This window comes from Pseudomonas rubra (assembly GCF_028656935.1).
Taxonomy (GTDB): domain Bacteria; phylum Pseudomonadota; class Gammaproteobacteria; order Pseudomonadales; family Pseudomonadaceae; genus Aquipseudomonas; species Aquipseudomonas rubra.
Window position 1 is genome coordinate 45,300 of record NZ_JAMDGZ010000018.1, and the last position, 17,948, is coordinate 63,247.

Sequence of the window (17,948 nt, forward strand, 5' to 3'; positions counted from 1 at the left end):
ATACAGTGATATGCGTTTACGCAAGCTAAATATGCATCAGTGCATAAACTGAGCGTTGGGATTCCGCTCAAGGTCGTCGGAAGGCAGCACAGTGGACTTCAGCCAGTTCCACACCTTGAGGGCCAAAGGGGCAGCTTTCCGAGTCTGTGCGGCCTCACGAGCGTCCAGAATGGCGTCCAGCGGATGCTTGGCGAGTCGGTACAGAGCAGCGTTAAGGCCGGAGAACTCGCGTTCATCTTCGCGGGACCAGTGGAATAGGGCCGCTTTGAGAAGGTGGTGACCGACTTCCTGCATGGTGTCTGTGAGGAACTGAAAGTACAGGCGGTCGCGGTCGTCGCGCTTGATGTCCACTCGCAGCCACACACGGCCCCGGCGATTGGTCACGTACTGCGCCAGCCCGGTCTTTAGGGCCTCCTGCATGGCTCCAAGGATGTTGTTGGCGACTTTGGCGCTGGTGAAGTTGGTCAGGTTGTAGATGGTCATAGCTTGTAACTCCGGTTTGAGGGGCGCTCGAAATGAGGCCCCAGTTGCTTTGGTCTAAACTCACAAAACGTGTTTATCTCAGCGTAGAAATAGCGGTCCCTGTCAGGGTGATCGCCTCCACTGATTTGCTCCCATCAAAATGCGTCAGCGTCAGCGTCAGCGTCAAGACGCCTGTAAATCCATTCGAGGTGTAGAACTCGACATTGCGGGCGTTTCGGTTGGCGTTGCTGGTGAACTCGCCGACCTCGACGCTTTTCCCCTCGCTGTCGGTGATTGTTCCTGTAAGGCTGTAAGTGGTCATGCGCGAGACTCATCTATAAAGGTGGCTGTGGCTTACTGAGTTTTTTGGCTCAGGCCTGAGCCGTGGCCCACGCTTCGAACTCGTTTTCCCACGCTGCACCGTCTTGCGTTAAACGATCCACTTCCTTGCCATAAGGACGGCAATGCGGATTACCGTTGTTGTGGCCGTGGCGCATTGCGAGGCGAGTCAGAAAGACGGCCTCTTTGGCCTTGCGGTACTCGTAGGGCAGGAACACATGAACGTACTGACCAGCCTTCAGATAACTCGCTACGGTCTCGGTGTGACGGTTGTCAGGAGCAGGGACCCAGCCAAGCTTTACGCACAAAGCCTTAGCGGCAGCAATGTGGTTGCCCTCGGAGTCCAGTGAGTTGTCCCAGCCGAGGGTCACGGAGCCAGCTTCAGCGGTTGCCTTGATGCGGGAACCTTTGGTGTTGGTAGGGCAGATGTATTTGGTAGTGATGGCTTGCATGGTTGAATCCTCAATGTACGCATGATATGTGTTTATCTAAACCCAGTGAGACCCAGAGGCTTCGCTGTGGTGTGGGTGCCAATGTACGCACCAAATGTGTTTATGTCAACACATGAAATGCGTTTATCTGCACAAAAGAAACCCGGTGACCTTTAAGGAATCAACCGGGTTCGCTAAGTGTGCTTTTAGTGAGGGTTTTTAAATCAGAGGGTGTTTCTTTACGGCATCCAGCAGCGCTTTTCGGGTCTCTTCACGCGAAACCTTAAGGGCCAACGCGAGACACAGCCAGGAACCGAAACGTAGCGCGATGCGGTCTCGATTCTGTGAGTCTTGATAGTGGTAATCCTCAGCAACGACGACCCCAGCGGCGACCCAAGTCCGGCCTCTACGGGACAGGACACCGCCGTTAGTAAGCTCTTCCAGTCCCTTGATGAACGACCTTAGGAGGTCCGAATGGGTGCGTACTGGTGCCAGCTCATGCAACCGTTCCGAGGTCATATGTAGTTCGTGCTGTGCGGTCATCTCTCTCAAAATCCTAATAGAGCGGTCATCTTTGGGAATGCTTGGCAGAGCTTAACGATGCCGTAGAGAACTCCTGCACTCAGGACCCAAGCGGCCACGGTCCATAACCTGTCCATACTCAGTCCTTACGCAGAGCGAACGCTTGAGCCTTGCCGCTAAGCACATACCAGCAATTACGATTTAAGCCGGACTCTTTGGCGATGGTCACGCCTGTGATTCCGTCAGCGCCCTGTGCGAAGGCTGCAACCTTCAAGTCAATCAGGACGGTTGATTCTTGCGGGGCTTCCTCTACGAAGCTCCGGTGACACCTACCCGCTGATACTTCAGTTAGGACCTGAGCGCCAGCGGGTAGGGTGTCATATTGCTGCACAGTGCGGACAGCCTCACGCTGGTCTTTAAGACTTGCATAGGACTGCTCGTTTCCAACCTGAAGGTTTGAGGAGTGGCTGCCACATCCCGCTAAAGAGACCAACATCAAACCCGCTGCTACTAACCGCATCCTAAGCTCCCTCTGAGAAAGGCCGCGATGATAGCAGTAGGTCAGGCCTTAGGCAGTACCTTCTCAAGAGCTGCCCTTAAGGTGTCTTGTGCCATGTTTCCGCCGTACGTATCAAAGGTGATGCTCTTCGTGGTGTGTCCGAGGATTGAAGCGGCTGTCTGTAGGGAGACCTCGCCGTTCTGTAAGAGCGTGGACATTGTGTGTCTTAGGGAGTGGAACACGAGGTCCGGGTTATCGCCCACGGCCGTGCGTATGATCTTCGCAAGGTCAAGACGGAGTGAACGCCGCGTGAACACGGGTGAGTCATCATCAGGCAGCGCTTTAACGAACTCCCTAAAGGCTTCCATGTCCGGCGCCCAGCTCGATGTCATCACAAGAGGTACAACGCGGATAGACCCCTTGTTCTTAACAGACTTCCCTTCGGCTGCCTCGTTGATGCTGATAGCCATAGGACCACCATCAAGGCCCTGTACGTCACGCTTACGGAGCTGCAAGACCTCATTCAGCCGGGCCCCCGTGATAGCTGCCAGAGTAGCCGCACGGCCTGCTTCGGTTGAGTAGTCTCGGGCGGTCTTAAGCACAGCTTCGACCTGGGGGACGGTGAAGCCTGTCCGGGTACTGGTAGCGCCTTTGGTTGTCTTCAAGCGTTGAGAGTAATTGTGTTTGAGCAAGCCATTATCAGTGGCCCAAGTGAACACCGTAGCGAGGTACGAGACGAATACGTTAACGGTGCTAACGGAGCGCCCTTTATCACCCTTAAGGATGCTGCCCTTACCGAGATGCTCTTTGATTCGCACCAAGTCGGCCCGCGTGTGGGTCTGCACGTCATCCACACCACAGGCCGTAAAGGCTTCTGAGAGAATCTTAAGGTAGGACGTTGTGTTCTTAATGGTTGTAGGCTTGAGGTTCGCCCTTTGCTCAGCCAAGTAGGTGTCAGCCAGCTCTCTGAACGTGGTCTTAACGGTCGGCTTCGCTGGGTTACTTGAAGGGGCTTGAGGACCGCTTACAGATGGAGACAGGCTAACGCTCGCAGGCGCATGGAGACCCTCAAAGGCCTCTTGGTCGAAGCGCTCCTTGAGTTCCAGCAAGGGCCTTGGCTGGCTGTGCAGGCGTCTCTGAGCGGCCTTGAACATCTCCACGGCGCACTCAAGGACTGTCACATGGACAGACCTCAAAGGGTACTCAGCGGCGATCTGCATGAGCAGGTCTATTTCACTTTGATAGTGATTGTACGTGTCAGCCCTCAGCAGGGGCTCAATCTTTGTCCTTAGGAGGCGGTCAGATTCCTCTCTGAGGATCGCTCTTAGGTCTTCCCAAGTAGCGTTAGGGTTATCGAGCTGCCAGCCCTTCACGACTGCCTGTAGCTCTTCTGAGTGTTGCATTGCAATTGCCTTGTGCGTGGAACGTAGGGACACACTGAGACCCACGACGGAGCCTTCAGGGCGCATACGGAGATAATACGTTCCCTTACGGCGATAGTGGTACGGCTTGGCTAAGGGTGTTGTTACACGGTTGTTGCACTTGGCAGGAAGATTCAGGTCAGTCATGGCTCAAGCCCCTGTGTTTGCTGGGTTGAGCGGATTGAATACTACTTGATCCAGAAATAGTCATTCTGGTCATAGCGCAAACCGCGCACCACGCTCAGGGCCTGCTGCTGGGCCGCCTCGCGGGTGAGGCTACCGGCCGCTTCCAGGCCTTGGTAATAGGCCAGGATACCGGCAGCGGTCTGCACCACGTGGCGGGTCTTTTCCGCCTTGGCCTGGTACAGGTCGCCATGGATCTGGCGCAGCATCAGCAGCCCGAGGGTCACCAGCATCACCACGGCCACCACCAGGATCAGCCACAAGCGGCGGCTGATCGACATACTACGAAGCGTTTTCATGGAATGCGTACCCCAGTTCTTTTTGTTGTCTTGCCCATGCAAGCACGGTTTATCCGCCCAACCTACTCGACCAAGGGCTAAGTGCCTGATTCGCTGAGGCCTGTTGCGCCTTATCAGCAGCGTTTAACCCAGAGGTCTGATAGGATTTCGGCCTCGACGGGATAAACCTGAAGGCCGCGTGAACTTTTCTGCTGGCTTTGCGACCAACTGTCGCTGTAGAACGGCCAGGCGCTGAATAGCCATTGGCAACTAAAAGACTTTAACGGGGCGTGCCGCAGGCATTGCCTCACGGGGGAAGCATGGATCTTTGGACCGGCCTGCAGGCTGTCATTCTAGGTATTGTCGAAGGCTTGACGGAGTTCTTGCCGATTTCCAGTACCGGCCACCAGATCGTCGTCGCCGATCTGATCAACTTCGGTGGTGAACGGGCCATGGCCTTCAACATCATCATCCAGCTGGGCGCGATCCTGGCGGTGGTCTGGGAGTTTCGCCGCAAGATCCTTGAGGTGGTGGTGGGGCTGCCGCGTCAACGCCAGGCCCAGCGCTTCACTGTCAACCTGCTGATTGCCTTCATGCCGGCGGTGGTGCTGGGTGTGCTGTTCGCCGACCTGATCCACGAGTACCTGTTCAACCCTATTACCGTCGCTGCGGCGCTGGTGGTCGGTGGGGTGATCATGCTCTGGGCCGAGCGCCGCGAGCATGTGATCCGCGTCGATCAGGTCGACGACATGAGTTGGAGCGACGCCCTGAAAATCGGTTGTGCCCAGTGCCTGGCGATGATTCCGGGGACTTCGCGCTCCGGCTCGACCATCATCGGCGGCCTGTTGTTCGGCCTGTCGCGCAAAGCGGCCACCGAGTTTTCGTTCTTCCTCGCCATGCCGACCATGGTCGGTGCTGCGGTGTACTCGGGCTACAAGTACCGTGACCTGTTCCAGCCCGACGATTTCCCGGTGTTCGCCATCGGTTTCGTGGTCTCGTTCATCTTCGCCATGATTGCCGTACGGGGCCTGCTCAAGTTCATCGCCAACCACAGCTATGCCGCCTTTGCCTGGTACCGCATCGTGTTTGGCCTGATCATCCTCGGCACCTGGGCATTCGGCTGGGTCGACTGGGCCACGGCGCACGGTTGAACATGAGCCGTCGCCAGCCGCAACCGCGCCGCGCAACCTCTGCCAGCGGCGCCCTGCACAACCCCCGGAGCAAGTGGTTGGCCTTCGCCGGCCTGTGCGTGCTACCCGTAGGGGGGGCCTTGCAGATGCTGTTGAGCGGGCAGTCGTGGCTGCCGGCGCTGGCCTACCCACTGGCCAGCCTGGCGAGCTTCCTGCTGTACTGGCGCGACAAGCAACAGGCCCGCAACCAGGCCTGGCGGACCCCGGAGAAGGTCCTGCATGCCAGTGAGCTGCTGGGTGGCTGGCCGGGTGCGTTGCTGGCGCAGCAACGCTTTCGCCACAAGACCCGCAAGCTGTCGTTCCAGGCGAGCTTCTGGACCATTGTCGCTGTGCATCAAGTGTTCTGGGTCGACCACCTGCTGCTGGGTGGCCGTTGGCTTGGCGCTGCCCTGGCGCCGGTGCTCAGATAAGCAAGCCCGGCTGCTGGCGCTTGGGCAGGCGCCTGACCACCAACTGGTGGGAGCGTTGCAGTAAATCGGTCAGCTCGGCCCGGCCCATGGGGTAGGGCGCTGCCATGCTGATCCAGTGGGCCCGGGCCAGGTACGGCGCCGGGCGCACCCCGGGGCGATCGGCATAGCCCAGAAACAGATCGCCATCGACCTTGAACGACAACCCCGCGCCCGCCAGGTCAAGCACCGCGAACATCTTGTTGCCAGCCACCGAGAACACCCGCACGCCGCCCCACTTGTAGTCTTCACGGGCACCGGGCAGGCTCAGGCAGAAAGCTGCCGCCTGTTCTTGGTTGAGTGTGTTTTCAGACATAACGCTCCCCACATTGGGCAAATTCTGCCACCAGATGATCGATCCACACCCGCACCGCTGGCAACAACCCGCGTCGATGCGGGTAGACCGCCTGCAGGTAGCCGCCAGGCAGCGACCAGTCTGGCAGCAGGCGCACCAGCTCGCCACGGGCAAGTTCCTCTTCGCAGTGCATGATCGGCAACGCGGTAAAACCCAGGCCCGCGATGGCCGCGGCCTTGCGTACGACAAAGTCGTCAATCGCCAGCCGCGCTTCCAGGGTCAGCTCCTGCTTGTGGCCCTTGGCGTCGAGCAGGCGCAGATGCACCAGGCGGTCGGCGTCCACCGCGCCGAGTACCGGCAGGCTGGCCAGGTCTTGCGGGTGATTGAGCGGCTGCGCAGCGGCAAAGGACGGGGAGGCCACCAGGTACATTTGCGCCTGGCGCAAACGGCGCGTGACCAGGGCCGGGTCCTCGTCCCCCAGGTCGCGCACGCGCAGGGCAACGTCGACCCCTTCGGTGATCAGGTCGACCCGGCGGTTGAGCAGGATCATGTCCAGTTGCACCTGCGGGTACTGTTGCAGGAAGCGGCTGATCACCTGCGGCAAGAATTCATGGGCCAGCCCCACCGGGCACGACACCCGCAAGCGCCCGCGCGGTTCGCTGGTCATGCTGGCCACCGCTTCATCGGCCATTTCCGCTTCCAGCAGCATGGCCTGGCAGTGGCGCAGGTAGCGTTCGCCGACGGCGGTCAGCTTCAGTTGCCGGGTAGTGCGCTGCAACAGGCGAGTCCCCAGGCGCTCTTCGAGCTCGGCGATGCGCCGCGACAGGCGTGACTTGGGAATGCCCAGCAGGCGGCCGGCGGCGGCAAAACCACCGGCTTCGACCACACGGGCAAAGTAGAACAGATCGTTGAGGTCTTGCATGGTGCTCACCATTGTCCTGCCAGTAGGACAAACTAACGCATTTTTGCAGACTTATCAGCTATTCGCCGCCCAAGTAGGATTGTCCCCATCGTGATCGCCCACTTGCGGTCTTCATTCAGGAGAGTCCCATGAAACTGTTGCACATCGATTCGAGCATCCTGGGCGACAATTCCGCCTCCCGTCAGCTGAGCCGCAGCGTGGTCGAAGCCTGGAAAGCCGCCGATCCGTCGCTGCAGGTGACCTACCGTGACCTGGCGGGCGACGCTATCAGCCACTTCTCGGCCGCTACCCTGGTGGCCGCCGGCACCCCGGAAGAACTGCGTGATGCAGCGCAGCAGCACGAAGCCAGGCTCAGTGCCGAAACCCTGCAGGAGTTCCTCGACGCAGACGCCGTGGTGCTGGCCGCGCCGATGTACAACTTCACCGTGCCAACCCAGCTCAAGGCCTGGATCGATCGCGTGGCGGTAGCGGGCAAGACCTTCCGTTACACCGAAGCCGGCCCTGAAGGCCTGTGCGGCAACAAGAAAGTGATCCTGGTATCGACCGCAGGCGGTCTGCATGCCGGTCAACCTACCGGTGCCGGTCATGAAGACTTCCTCAAGGTATTCCTGGGCTTCATCGGCATCACTGACCTTGAGATCGTCCGTGCCCATGGCCTGGCCTACGGCGATGAGCACCGGGTCAAGGCGCTCAACGCCGCCCAGGTACAGATCAGCAACGAGCTGTTCGCCGCCGCCTGATATCAAGCGTCTGAGAAACCGACTGCCGGCCGTGCCCGCAGTCGGTTTTTTCATTGAGATTTCATCTGCGCCGATCTGCCCCGTTCTATGCTGGCGTAAGCTTTCATCGATACAGCCGGGGAGGGTGCACACCCATGCGGCGTCTTGGCGTATTGCTCATGCTTGTCCTCCTCGGCGGCCCGCTGCTGGTGCACGCCGAGCCGGCTGCGCACTGGAGTGTCGGGCTGCACCGTCTGAATTTTGCCGATCCGCTGGATGCGCAACCGGTGCAGGCCCTGGCGTTCTACCCCTCCAGCGGCCCTGAGCGCAGTAGCCGCATTGAAGGGTATCGAGTACAGGCCTGGGAAGGCGCACCGATGGTCATTGGCCGTTATCCACTGTTGCTACTGTCCCATGGCAATACCGGCACGCCACTGGCGCTGCATGATCTGGCCACCGCCCTGGCCCGGCGCGGTTTTATCGTTGTCGCCGTGACTCACCCTGGCGATAACGCCCGGGACCACAGCCGCCTGGGAACCCTGAGCAATCTCTATGGGCGGCCGCTGCAGATCAGCGCGGCCATTACCGCCAGTCTCAATGATGCCTTTCTCGCCCCTTACATCAACGGCCCGCAGGTGGGGGTGATCGGCTACTCGGCCGGTGGCGAGACAGCGCTGATCCTCTCCGGTGCGAGACCGGACCTGCAGCGCTTGCAACGCTATTGCCAGGAGCGTCCGCTGGACGCCGATGCCTGCAAGACCCGCGGCGTGCTGATCGCCGACCGTGCCGACCTGGGCGCCACAGCCGATCCGCGGGTCAAGGCACTGCTCCTGATGGCGCCCTTGAGCCTGATGTTCGGTCGCCATGCGTTAACCGAGGTCAAGGTGCCGGCGTTGATCTACAGCGGTGACAAGGACCAGTTGCTGGCTATCGACAAAAACGCCCAGGCCCTGGCGCGCAAACTGCCCGTCACCCCCAACTACAAGTTGCTCGCCGGTGCCGGCCATTTTGTCTTCATGGCCCCGTGCGACGACGAACAACGGCAGAAAATGGCGGCATTGTGCAACGACCCGGAGGGGGTCGACCGCGAGGACATCCACCTGTCCTTGCAGGCCGAGGCGGCGCGTTTTTTCAACCATGCCCTGGCTGACAGGCACCAGGGAGGGCTGCACATGGCCGACCACTAAGCCTGGCTGCGCCGCGCCAGCAACAGGGTTAAACCGACGCCTAGCAGCGACAGCAAGGCGGCCACGCAGAAGATCCAGGCATAGCCAAGGTGCACGGCGACCGCGCCCATTAATGGGCCGGCAATGGCCAGCGCCAGATCGAAGAACACCGCATAGGCGCCCAGGCCGGCGCCGCGGCTGGCGCTGGGCACCTGCTTGATGGCCTCCACACCCAGCGCCGGGTACACCAGCGACAGGCCGAAACCGGCAAGCCCCGCACCGACCAGGGCCAACGCCGGCACGGGGGCCAGCCACAACAGAGCCAGGCCCAGGGCTTCGGTGGCCATGCAGACCATTGCCACCTGATAGCCACCGAAACGGTTGACTGTGTTGACGAACAGCAGCCGCGACACAATGAAGCAGATGCCGAAGGCGCTCAGGCACCAGGCGGCGCCGTGCCAGCCCTGTTCGAGGTAGAACAGGGTGACGAAGGTGGTCAGGGTGCCGTAACCGATCGACGCCAGGGTCAGGCTCACGCCGCAGGGCGCCACCCGCGCAAACGCGGCCCAGAACGGCAGGCGCTCGCCGCGCAGTAGCGGGATCGACGGCTGGTTGCGGATCACCAGGAGCGCCAGCAGTGCCAGGGCGCTCAGGCTCAGGCCCAGGCTGACGAAGTTGACCTGATCGACCAGTTGCACGCCCAGTGGTGCGCCGATGGCGATCGCGCCGTAAGAGGCGATGCCATTCCAGGAAATCACCCGTGCGGTGTGCTCGGCTCCCACCGCACCGATTCCCCAGCTGAGAGTACCGACTCCGATCAGGCCCTGGGCAATGCCCAATAGCACGCGGGCGCCGAGCAACACCAGCAGGCTCAGCAGCGGCAGGCTCAGGGTCAGCGCCGACAGACAGGTTAGTACGCCGCTGGCGGCGATGCCGACCAGGCCAATGATGATTGCCTGCTTGCTGCCCAGGGTATCGGCCGCGCGCCCGGCAAACGGACGGCTGAGCAGGGTCGCCAGGTACTGCAGGCCGATGGTGATGCCGGCGACGACTGCGCCGAAGCCCAGTTGATCATGCACGTAGCTGGGCAACACGGCGATGGGCAGGCCGATGCACAGGAAGGCGATAAAGGTATAGAAGACAATCGAAAGGATCTGCCGGGTAATCGACCCGGTGTCGACGGGAGCAGGTTGTGGCGCGGACATGAGCTCGTTCGCTGGCGGGCGGTGGGAGAGGCCTATGATCGCTGGGTGTGGAGAGAAAAGAAAGCAGGCTAACTAATGGACTGTGGTGGGAGATTGCATGGTTAATAGAAAGTGTACACAGATTCTCTGTGGGAGCCGGCCTTGCCGGCGATGAGGCCGGTACAGCCAACAACCTAGGTGTATGCCGCAAGGCTTGCAGCGCCCTGGAGATCGAGCGCCGCCGTCGCAGCGTGCGCATCGCCTGGCGGAGCCGCGTTGTCAGCCTTGGGGCTGTGCTGGCTTGGCCAGCTCGATCCCCGCAGCCCCCAAGCGCTTGAGTATCTCGAACAGCAGCTCACTTTTGGTCACCCCGACGATCCGTGGGCTGCCGACGTAGCCGGTTACTGTCAGGGTGATGCCGTCCGGGGTGAGTTTGCTGAAACGTACGAACGGTGCGGGCTTGTCGAGGATGGTCGGGTGTTCGCTGTAAACCTCGTAGAGCAGGGTCTGTACTTGTTCGGGGTCGATGTCCAGCGGGAACACCAGCTCCAGCGACGCCACGCCCTGGGCACTGCCGCCCAGGGTCACGTTGCGCAGGTTTTGCGAGATCAGTTGCGAGTTGGGCACGATGACGATGGAGCGGTCGCTTAGCTGTATTTCGGTGGCGCGCACGTTGATCCGGCGGATATCGCCCTCGACCCCGCTGATGCTGATCAGGTCGCCGACCTTGACCGGTCGCTCGGTGAGCAGAATCAGCCCGGAGACGAAGTTCTTGACGATTTCCTGCAGGCCAAAGCCAATGCCCACCGACAGGGCACTGACGATCCAGGCCAGGTTGGTCCACTGTACCCCCAGCGCCGACAAGGTCAGCAGGATCACCAAGGCGTAGCCGATGTTGGCGAACAGGGTGCTGAGGGATGCGCACATGCCCGGGTCCATGTCGGTCTTGGGCAGAAACTCGTTATCCAGCCAGCGGCGCAGGGTACGAATCAGGTAGATGCCCAGCACCAGCGCCAGCACGGCATTGAACAGGTGCCCGGGAATGATGTTGAACTGGCGCAAGCCGGCACCCCCGAGGAATGCCATGATATTGCTCGCCAGTTGCCCGAGGGTGGTGCCGATGCCGCCGACGAACAGGGTGACGACCGCCAACAGCAGCAGCGCGGCGCGGCCGAATCCGCTGATCAGGGTTTCGATCTGATCCAGGCGCCGGTCTCCGATGCCCAGCAGTTCCTTGAGCGCCTTGCCGCTGGCCTGCCTGGGTGAAAAGAAATGCTCGCAGCTGTCCCTGAACACCTGCATCAGCAGGTAAAAGCCGGACAATAGAAGAAAGACCCAGACCGTCTCGTAGGTAATGAAACGCGCCAGCGACACGTAGCCGGTCAGCAGTGCCAGCACCGAGGCGAACATCGCCAGGCTGGCCAGGGTGTAGATCAAGCCGGCCAGGGTCGAGGCGGCTTCGGGGGCGTCTCCGGCGGCGGCGATGCTGCGCCGGGCGCTGCTGGTTCGCACCAGCAAGGCGATGATCAGCACGGTGATGACCAGTGCGGCAATGCCCCGGCCGGTGAGCAGCAGTTGGCTACTCATGCCGGCGGCGTTGGCGACCTGCACCAGGGCCACCAGCACCAGCAGCGCGGCCGCCAGCCAGCGGGCAAAAGGCTGCAGCACCAGGGCAACCGGATCGGCAATGTCCGGCAGGCGCCAGGAGGGGTGTGTGGTCGAAAGCAGCGCGCGACTCAAGCCGGTGATCAGCACGCAGGTGTAGGCAAGCTTTTCGAATTCCTCGGAAAACGTCGTCAGCGCCGATGGCAACGGTAGGTGGTGGGTACAGGCGTAGAACAGCAGGTTCAGGGCGATGCCGGTGGCCAGCAGGGTTGCCAACACCGAGGCCAGGGCCAGCGAACTGCGGCGCAGGCGGCCTTCGGGTACGCGGTGCATGCACAACCAGGCCATCCAGCGGTCGGCCAGGCGCCGGCCCACTGTCCAGGTCAGCAGCGCCAGTAGCACCAGCGCCACGGTGTAGAAACGCTGGCCCGGTTGCCAGACTGCGGCAGCGCTTTCTCCAACCTGGGCCATGAAGGCCCGAAGGCGCTGGCGGTCGTCCGCCGAAGGCTGGAACAGCGGTGACCAGAATGCAGGGTTGAGCAGGCTGTGGGTGCTCAGGGTCAGTTCGCTTTCAAGCATGCTGCGGCGCAGGCCGGAAATCTGCGTGAGCAGGTTTTTCGCGTTGTCTTTGAGGGTGGCCAGGGCCTTGAGGGTGCTATCGAGGTTGTCTTTCTGTGCGCTCAGGGCCGTGCGCTGGGTGGCAATGTCCGAGGTGCCCGGCACCAGGCTGTCCACTGGCTCAGGGCCCAGCACCTCCAGTTGCGCTTGCAACTGCGCCTGTTCGGGCAGCAGCGCAGTGGACAACCGGTCGATATCGACCATCAGCGCTTGCAGGCGGTCCTGCGGGCCTTCGAGCTGGGCGTAGTTGTTGGCCTGGGAAATCTCCTGCTTGAGACTGTCCAGGCGCAACTGCAAGGCCTGCAGGTCATTCTGCGTCACCTTGATAACGGTGGTGGCGGTGGCCGGCGCAGGTTCGGCGGCCAACAGGCTGGCGGTGCCCGTAAGCAGGGTGAGGGCGAGAATGCCGATGATGGTCAAAGCGTTGCGCATGGTACTGCCCGGCCCGGTTGTTGATCTCCCAGCCTATGAGGGTAGGTCATCAACGCGCGAGCGCGGGTTTATGTTACTCGGCGGCGATGATCACGCCTGCACTTTAGTGCACCGGGTTGATAAACGGCCCACCGGTGACCTGGACGAACAGCTTGCGGAATTCCTCATTTTCAGGGGTGAGGATCAGGGCCTGACGCAAGAACTCAATGCCTTCGCGCGCGTTGTCCAGTTGGCAACTCAGGGCGAATGCCAGGTACAGGTTCTGGGCATTGAAGAAGTCGAGCGACAGCGCGACTTTTACCAACTGCAGCGCCCCCGCAAAGTCCTGGGCCTGATAACGAGCATTGAACTCATCGTTGAACTGGCTGGCATCCTGGCAATTCAAGGCTGACAGGCCGATCTGCTTGCGCAACACGACGGTATGGCCATTGCCGACTTTCGAATCGGTTTCTTCCAGGCATTCTATCAACCAGTGGCCCAGGCCTACGGAATTGATCATGTTGATCGCCCGCAGCATGCTCTGCATCGAGAACACGTGGTAGTGCCCACGCCAGTTGTACTCAGGCATGACGCTCATGTCGATGCGCTTTTCGAACGCATCGATCATCGACTCCAGGGTAGTCAGTGCACGCACCCGATCATTGGGGTCAGCGTTGCGCTTGGGGAAAATGCAAAAGAACACACCCTCATTCTTCACCACCCGCGAGGCCTCGGCATAGGCTGCGAACAGGTTCGGCACGTGTTCGATGACGTGTGAACTGATCAGGTAATCGAAGGTTTCATCGGCGTACGGAATGTCCATGAAGTCGCCCAACGCGTCGATCCTGGCAGGCGGAGTCTCGTAGTTGGCCTGTTCGTTTGCGTAGAGATTGAAGTCCTTCAGGTCCAGCGGGTACAGGAACGATACGCCATCGCAGGGCCCCAGGTTGAGGCAGTCCGGCAAATAGAAAGCGTTATGGCTGCCGGCACCGATCTCCAGACCCGAACCCTGGCAATACTTGTTGGCCAACGCCATACCCTTCTCGTTCATATCAAATCCTGTCTGCCTCTGAAAATAAACGCCAAGCCGCGCATCTGGCTCATGCAGCAAGGTTATCGGCAGGGATGGGGGATTATTGAGCCCATCGAGGCGTCTGCGCACAAACGTCGGGTCCCCACGGCTAAGTTTGCGGCTTCCAGACGCCGTACTACGCTGCTGGTAGCCAAGGTTGCCAGGAGACAGACAATTGCTGGGAGTGCGAACAGATGGGTAGTCGAATCCTCGCCGGCCTGACGCTGTGCTGCCTGTTGGCATCGATGCTGGTCAGCGGCGCAAGCCGGGCTGCCGTGGGGGCGGCGTCGATTGACGCGGAGCCGGCGGAACTTAAGATCGCCAACCGCAGCATCATGGTCTTTCACGCGACCCTGCTCGGCGAGGCGCCTGCCGCCCGGGTCAAACGCGCCGAACAGGTGATCAACGAGCGGCTGGACGAAACCTTCGACAGCACGGTCAGTGTCGACGCCATCCAGGAAAACTACCTGGTGCTGCTCGGTGACCGCCGGGCATTTATTGTCTCGCCCGGCGATCTGGTCGGCAGCGAGCTCAATATCCAGCAGGGCGCGCAGGCGGCGGCCTCGCGCTTGCGTCAGGTGGTGTCCGAAGCGCAGCAGGCGCGCAGCCCACGGTTTTTGCTCAGTGCTGCGGGGCTGAGCGTCGCGGCCACGCTGGTGTACCTGCTGCTGCTCAGACTCGCGGGCTGGTTGCACCGTAAAGCGCTGTCGTGGCTGCCCCAGCGGGTGCGCAAACACACCAGTGCCTTGCGCATCGGTCAAACCCAGCTGATTGACGCCAGCAACCTGTTTCCGCTTTTACGGCGCTTGCTGGGCCTGGTGCGCTGGACCCTGGTACTGCTGCTGACCTACGAATGGCTCAGCTTCGTCCTGCAACGCTTCCCCTACACCCGGCCCTGGGGCGAAAGCCTGAACCTCTATCTGCTGGGGTTATTGCGTCATGTCGTGACCGGCATTGTCGATGCCATTCCGGGCCTGCTGATCGCGCTGCTGATTTTCTTTATCGCGCGCGGCATCATCGCTTTCAGCAAGCGCCTGCTCGAACGGCTGGCACGGCCCGGGTCGATCAGTTGGTTGAACCAGGAAACCCTGCAACCGACCACACGGCTGACCTCACTGGCGATCTGGCTGTTTGCCCTGGCCATGGCCTATCCGTACCTGCCCGGTGCCGACACCGAGGCGTTCAAGGGGCTTTCGGTGCTGATCGGCCTGATGATTTCCCTGGGCGCCACCAGCGTCGTCGGCCAGGCTGCGGCCGGGCTGATCCTCACCTACACCCGTACCTTGCGACCCGGTGAGTACGTGCGCATCGGCGACTACGAAGGCACTGTCACCGAGCTTGGCATGTTCACCACCACTATCCGCACCGGGCTGGGCGAAGTGCTGACGCTGCCCAATTCGATGATCACCGGGGCGGTGACCAAGAACTACTCGCGGGTGGTGCAAGGCCAGGGATATGTCGTCGACACCACCGTCACCATCGGCTACGACACGCCCTGGCGTCAGGTCGAGGCGATGCTGCTGGAAGCGGCGCGACGCACCGAGGGCGTGCTCGAGACACCCAAGCCGCAGGTCTTCCAGACCGCGCTGTCGGATTTCTACCCCGAGTATCGCCTGGTGGCCCAGGCCGTGCCCAGCGAACCAAGGCCGCGGGCCGAACTGCTGACCCTGCTGCACGCCAATATCCAGGACGTGTTCAACGAGTTTGGCGTGCAGATCATGTCGCCACACTACCTGGGCGATCCGCTGCAGGAGAAGGTGGTGCCCAGGGAGCACTGGTACAACGCGCCTGCGGTCCGCCCGCAAGACAGCCAACCGTGATGGCGGCGACAAGGCTTGTCTTGCTGATCCTGGTCTGGCTCGCCAGCAGCATTGCCTGGGCCACGGGCGAGCTCGGCCGCTTGCCGGAAACGGCTAAAACTTCTGAAGGCTACGCCAGAGCTGACAGCTGTCAGGGTTGCCATGCCGAACAGATGGGGCAGTGGCAGCATTCGGACCATGCCTGGGCCCTGCGTGATGCCAACGCCAGCAACGTGCTGGGCAACTTCGACGACGTTCGCTTCGACGAGGCCGGGGTCAAGGCGCGCTTCTTCCGCAAGGGTGGCGGCTTCTTCGTCAACATCGAGGGCGAGCAGGGCAAGCCTGAGGATTTTCGCATCCTCTACACCTTCGGCCACCGGCCGCTGCAGCAGTATCTGGTGGCGCTGTCGCGCGGGCGCCTGCAGGCGCTGACCATCGCCTGGGACAGCCGGACCAAGGAGCAAGGCGGGCAGCGCTGGTTCTCCCTGTACCCCGGACAGCGTTTTACCCCCGACGACCCCTTGCACTGGACGGGCCGTTACCAGAACTGGAACGCCATGTGCGCCGACTGCCATTCCACGCGCCTGCAAAAGCACTATGACGAGCAACAGGACAGTTTCGCCAGCACCTGGCAGGAGCAGACCGTCGGCTGCCAGGGCTGTCATGGGCCTGGCCAGAAGCATGTCGACTGGGCGCGGGCCAAACCGGCCGAGGCCAAGACGGACAAGGGCCTGGTCGTGGATTTCAAGGCGCTGGGCAGTCGCGGCATGGTCGAGCAGTGCGCTTACTGCCACAGTCGCCGCCAGGGGCTGGGCGACGGCCAACTGCCGGGCCACCCGCAACTGGACCAGAGCCTGCCGGCTACGCTGCGCCAGGGGCTTTACCATGGTGATGGGCAGATTGATGGCGAGGTGTATGAATTCGGCTCGTTCACCCAGAGCAAAATGTATGCGGCGGGTGTCGCCTGCACCGATTGCCATAACCCGCATACCAGCAAGGTGCGCATCGAAGGCAATGGCCTGTGCCTGCAATGCCATAACACCGGGCCCGACACTGCACGTTTTGCCGGCTTGCAAGCCAAGGACTACGACAGCCCCAGCCATCACCACCACGTGCCAGGCTCACCCGGCGCGCAGTGCGTGAACTGCCATATGCCGAGCAAGACCTATATGGAGGTGGACCCGCGGCGTGACCACAGCCTGCGTATCCCGCGCCCGGACCTTGCCGCGCAGACCGCCAGCCCCGACGCCTGCACCGGTTGCCACCAGGACCGCCAGCCGGCCTGGGCGGCCAGTGCCATCGAGCAGTGGCTGACCACGCCCAAGCGCCCGGTGCATTACGGGCAGGCCTTGCAGGGCGTGCGCGCCGACCCCGCGACTGCTCTCAGCCGCTTGGGCTACGTGCTGAACGACCCGGCCAACCCGGCAATCGTCCGCGCCACCGCCGCCGACCAGTTGGCCGACCTGGGCCCGGCAGCCAGCAGCCAGTTGCGCTGGGCGTTGCAGGACCCGGAGCCATTGGTCCGCGCCTACGCGGTAGCGGGCTTTGCCAGCGTGCCTGCCGAGCAACGCCTGCAGCCACTGTTGCCGCTGCTCGAAGACCCGCGCCTGGCGGTCCGCGATGAAACCGTGCGGGCCCTGGCCGACATCCCGGTAACGCAATTGCCCCAGGCCAACCAGGCCATGTTCCAGGCTCTGCTGGCCGACTACGAGCGGCGCCTGCGCGGCAATGCCGACCTGCCCGGCGGGCGCCTGAACCTGGCCGTTCTGCTGTCGCGCCAGGGGCGTGACGAGCAGGCCATGGAGCAGTACCGAAAGGCCCTGGGCATGGACCCGTATTTTGTTCCGGCACGGGTCAATCTGGTCACTTTGGCCAATGCCGCGCAGCGCCCGGACGAGGCCGAACGGCTGCTGCGCGACGGTGTGGCACTGGCGAAGATGCCGGTGGCCGACCGTGGCAACCTGGCCTACATGCTTGCCCTGTTGCTGGTCGAGCGCGGCCAGGCCGAAGAGGCCCTGGGCTGGATGGAGCAGGCTGCCGAGGCCGTGCCAGGCAACCCGCGCATCCGCTACAACCAGGGCTTGCTATTGTCACGCATGCAGCGGCGCGACGAAGCCTTGCAGGCATTGCGTAGCGGTTTGCAGCAGTCGCCGGATGACCCTGACCTGCTGTACTCACTGATCTACCTGCATGCCCTGGCCGGCGAGCGTGAGCAAGCATTCGGCTATGTGCAGCACCTGCGTGAAGTGGCCCCGGACGACCCGCGCCTGCAAGCAATCGAGCCCTATTGGCGCAACGGTCAGTAACAGCGCCTTGCAGCGCAGGTCATGGCAACTATTGTTAGCGAACCGCCAATGAGTAGAACAACCGATACAACATAGGAGCG

At 61.7% G+C, this 17,948-nt stretch carries 15 protein-coding genes and 1 pseudogene; 6 read left to right on the forward strand and 10 right to left on the reverse strand.

From position 1 onward, the window contains the following. Positions 1-36: 36 nt before the first annotated feature. The 5 genes and pseudogenes from M5G17_RS09340 to M5G17_RS09360 all read right to left on the reverse strand — a co-directional run. A complete protein-coding gene (locus M5G17_RS09340; RefSeq protein ID WP_273892645.1) occupies positions 37-483 on the reverse strand; it encodes a hypothetical protein in 447 nt (148 codons plus the stop codon). Positions 484-556: 73 nt separating this feature from the next. Continuing rightward, positions 557-784, reverse strand: a complete 228-nt coding sequence (locus M5G17_RS09345; RefSeq protein ID WP_273892646.1) for a hypothetical protein — start codon at positions 782-784, stop codon at positions 557-559. Between the two features lie 49 nt (positions 785-833). After that, entirely contained in the window at positions 834-1,253 is a 420-nt protein-coding gene (locus M5G17_RS09350; RefSeq protein ID WP_273892647.1) for a hypothetical protein, read from the reverse strand. A gap of 1,062 nt (positions 1,254-2,315) precedes the next feature. After that, the gene (locus M5G17_RS09355) at positions 2,316-3,821 is read right to left on the reverse strand and encodes a tyrosine-type recombinase/integrase (protein ID WP_273892648.1); all 1,506 of its coding nucleotides are present in this window, start codon (positions 3,819-3,821) and stop codon (positions 2,316-2,318) included. 47 nt (positions 3,822-3,868) lie between these two features. Further along, positions 3,869-4,156, reverse strand: a pseudogene (locus M5G17_RS09360) (cache domain-containing protein); the annotation flags it as partial. Positions 4,157-4,455: 299 nt separating this feature from the next. On the opposite strand from M5G17_RS09360, the gene M5G17_RS09365 reads away from it, so the two are divergent. After that, the gene (locus M5G17_RS09365; RefSeq protein ID WP_273892649.1) at positions 4,456-5,286 is read left to right on the forward strand and encodes an undecaprenyl-diphosphate phosphatase; all 831 of its coding nucleotides are present in this window, start codon (positions 4,456-4,458) and stop codon (positions 5,284-5,286) included. Positions 5,287-5,288: 2 nt separating this feature from the next. Then, entirely contained in the window at positions 5,289-5,735 is a 447-nt protein-coding gene (locus M5G17_RS09370; RefSeq protein WP_273892650.1) for a DUF1294 domain-containing protein, read from the forward strand. Here the strand turns inward: M5G17_RS09370 and M5G17_RS09375 are convergent. Further along, entirely contained in the window at positions 5,728-6,087 is a 360-nt protein-coding gene (locus M5G17_RS09375) for an MmcQ/YjbR family DNA-binding protein (RefSeq protein ID WP_273892652.1), read from the reverse strand. The genes M5G17_RS09370 and M5G17_RS09375 overlap by 8 nt on opposite strands. Beyond that, positions 6,080-6,988, reverse strand: coding sequence for a LysR substrate-binding domain-containing protein (locus tag M5G17_RS09380; protein WP_273892653.1), 909 nt, complete (start codon positions 6,986-6,988; stop codon positions 6,080-6,082). Before M5G17_RS09380 ends, M5G17_RS09375 begins: the two co-directional genes overlap by 8 nt. Before the next feature lie 128 nt (positions 6,989-7,116). On the opposite strand from M5G17_RS09380, the gene M5G17_RS09385 reads away from it, so the two are divergent. Together M5G17_RS09385 and M5G17_RS09390 are read left to right on the forward strand one after the other, a co-directional pair. Continuing rightward, positions 7,117-7,728 (forward strand): FMN-dependent NADH-azoreductase, encoded by a 612-nt coding sequence (locus tag M5G17_RS09385; protein WP_273892654.1) that lies wholly within the window; start codon positions 7,117-7,119, stop codon positions 7,726-7,728. Between the two features lie 134 nt (positions 7,729-7,862). Then, positions 7,863-8,894 carry an alpha/beta hydrolase family protein gene (locus tag M5G17_RS09390; protein ID WP_273892655.1) on the forward strand — a complete coding sequence of 344 codons (1,032 nt, stop codon included), beginning with the start codon at positions 7,863-7,865 and terminating at the stop codon, positions 8,892-8,894. On the opposite strand, the gene M5G17_RS09395 is transcribed toward M5G17_RS09390, so the two are convergent. The 3 genes from M5G17_RS09395 to M5G17_RS09405 form a co-directional block, all read right to left on the reverse strand. After that, entirely contained in the window at positions 8,891-10,078 is a 1,188-nt protein-coding gene (locus tag M5G17_RS09395) for an MFS transporter (RefSeq protein ID WP_273892656.1), read from the reverse strand. The two genes, M5G17_RS09390 and M5G17_RS09395, sit on opposite strands and share 4 nt — an antisense overlap. A 258-nt stretch (positions 10,079-10,336) precedes the next feature. Continuing rightward, a complete protein-coding gene (locus M5G17_RS09400) occupies positions 10,337-12,712 on the reverse strand; it encodes a DUF3772 domain-containing protein (protein ID WP_273892657.1) in 2,376 nt (791 codons plus the stop codon). A 103-nt stretch (positions 12,713-12,815) separates the two neighbouring features. Beyond that, entirely contained in the window at positions 12,816-13,742 is a 927-nt protein-coding gene (locus M5G17_RS09405; RefSeq protein WP_273892658.1) for a class I SAM-dependent methyltransferase, read from the reverse strand. A 215-nt stretch (positions 13,743-13,957) separates the two neighbouring features. On the opposite strand from M5G17_RS09405, the gene M5G17_RS09410 reads away from it, so the two are divergent. After that, on the forward strand, positions 13,958-15,583 hold the full coding sequence (locus tag M5G17_RS09410; RefSeq protein ID WP_420793360.1) for a mechanosensitive ion channel family protein: 1,626 nt from the start codon (positions 13,958-13,960) through the stop codon (positions 15,581-15,583). Next, positions 15,583-17,868 (forward strand): tetratricopeptide repeat protein, encoded by a 2,286-nt coding sequence (locus M5G17_RS09415; RefSeq protein ID WP_273892660.1) that lies wholly within the window; start codon positions 15,583-15,585, stop codon positions 17,866-17,868. Before M5G17_RS09410 ends, M5G17_RS09415 begins: the two co-directional genes overlap by 1 nt. Positions 17,869-17,948: the final 80 nt, after the last annotated feature.

Bases quoted from the DNA above. Each gene is read 5' to 3' on its own strand.
- M5G17_RS09415 (WP_273892660.1), top strand. From the start codon at position 15,583: ATGGCGGCGACAAGGCTTGTCTTGCTGATCCTGGTCTGGCTCGCCAGC.
- M5G17_RS09375 (WP_273892652.1), bottom strand. From the start codon at position 6,087: ATGTCTGAAAACACACTCAACCAAGAACAGGCGGCAGCTTTCTGCCTG.
- M5G17_RS09345 (WP_273892646.1), bottom strand. From the start codon at position 784: ATGACCACTTACAGCCTTACAGGAACAATCACCGACAGCGAGGGGAAA.
- M5G17_RS09395 (WP_273892656.1), bottom strand. From the start codon at position 10,078: ATGTCCGCGCCACAACCTGCTCCCGTCGACACCGGGTCGATTACCCGG.
- M5G17_RS09350 (WP_273892647.1), bottom strand. From the start codon at position 1,253: ATGCAAGCCATCACTACCAAATACATCTGCCCTACCAACACCAAAGGT.
- M5G17_RS09340 (WP_273892645.1), bottom strand. From the start codon at position 483: ATGACCATCTACAACCTGACCAACTTCACCAGCGCCAAAGTCGCCAAC.
- M5G17_RS09365 (WP_273892649.1), top strand. From the start codon at position 4,456: ATGGATCTTTGGACCGGCCTGCAGGCTGTCATTCTAGGTATTGTCGAA.
- M5G17_RS09370 (WP_273892650.1), top strand. From the start codon at position 5,289: ATGAGCCGTCGCCAGCCGCAACCGCGCCGCGCAACCTCTGCCAGCGGC.
- M5G17_RS09400 (WP_273892657.1), bottom strand. From the start codon at position 12,712: ATGCGCAACGCTTTGACCATCATCGGCATTCTCGCCCTCACCCTGCTT.
- M5G17_RS09380 (WP_273892653.1), bottom strand. From the start codon at position 6,988: ATGCAAGACCTCAACGATCTGTTCTACTTTGCCCGTGTGGTCGAAGCC.
- M5G17_RS09410 (WP_420793360.1), top strand. From the start codon at position 13,958: ATGGGTAGTCGAATCCTCGCCGGCCTGACGCTGTGCTGCCTGTTGGCA.
- M5G17_RS09405 (WP_273892658.1), bottom strand. From the start codon at position 13,742: ATGAACGAGAAGGGTATGGCGTTGGCCAACAAGTATTGCCAGGGTTCG.
- M5G17_RS09355 (WP_273892648.1), bottom strand. From the start codon at position 3,821: ATGACTGACCTGAATCTTCCTGCCAAGTGCAACAACCGTGTAACAACA.
- M5G17_RS09385 (WP_273892654.1), top strand. From the start codon at position 7,117: ATGAAACTGTTGCACATCGATTCGAGCATCCTGGGCGACAATTCCGCC.
- M5G17_RS09390 (WP_273892655.1), top strand. From the start codon at position 7,863: ATGCGGCGTCTTGGCGTATTGCTCATGCTTGTCCTCCTCGGCGGCCCG.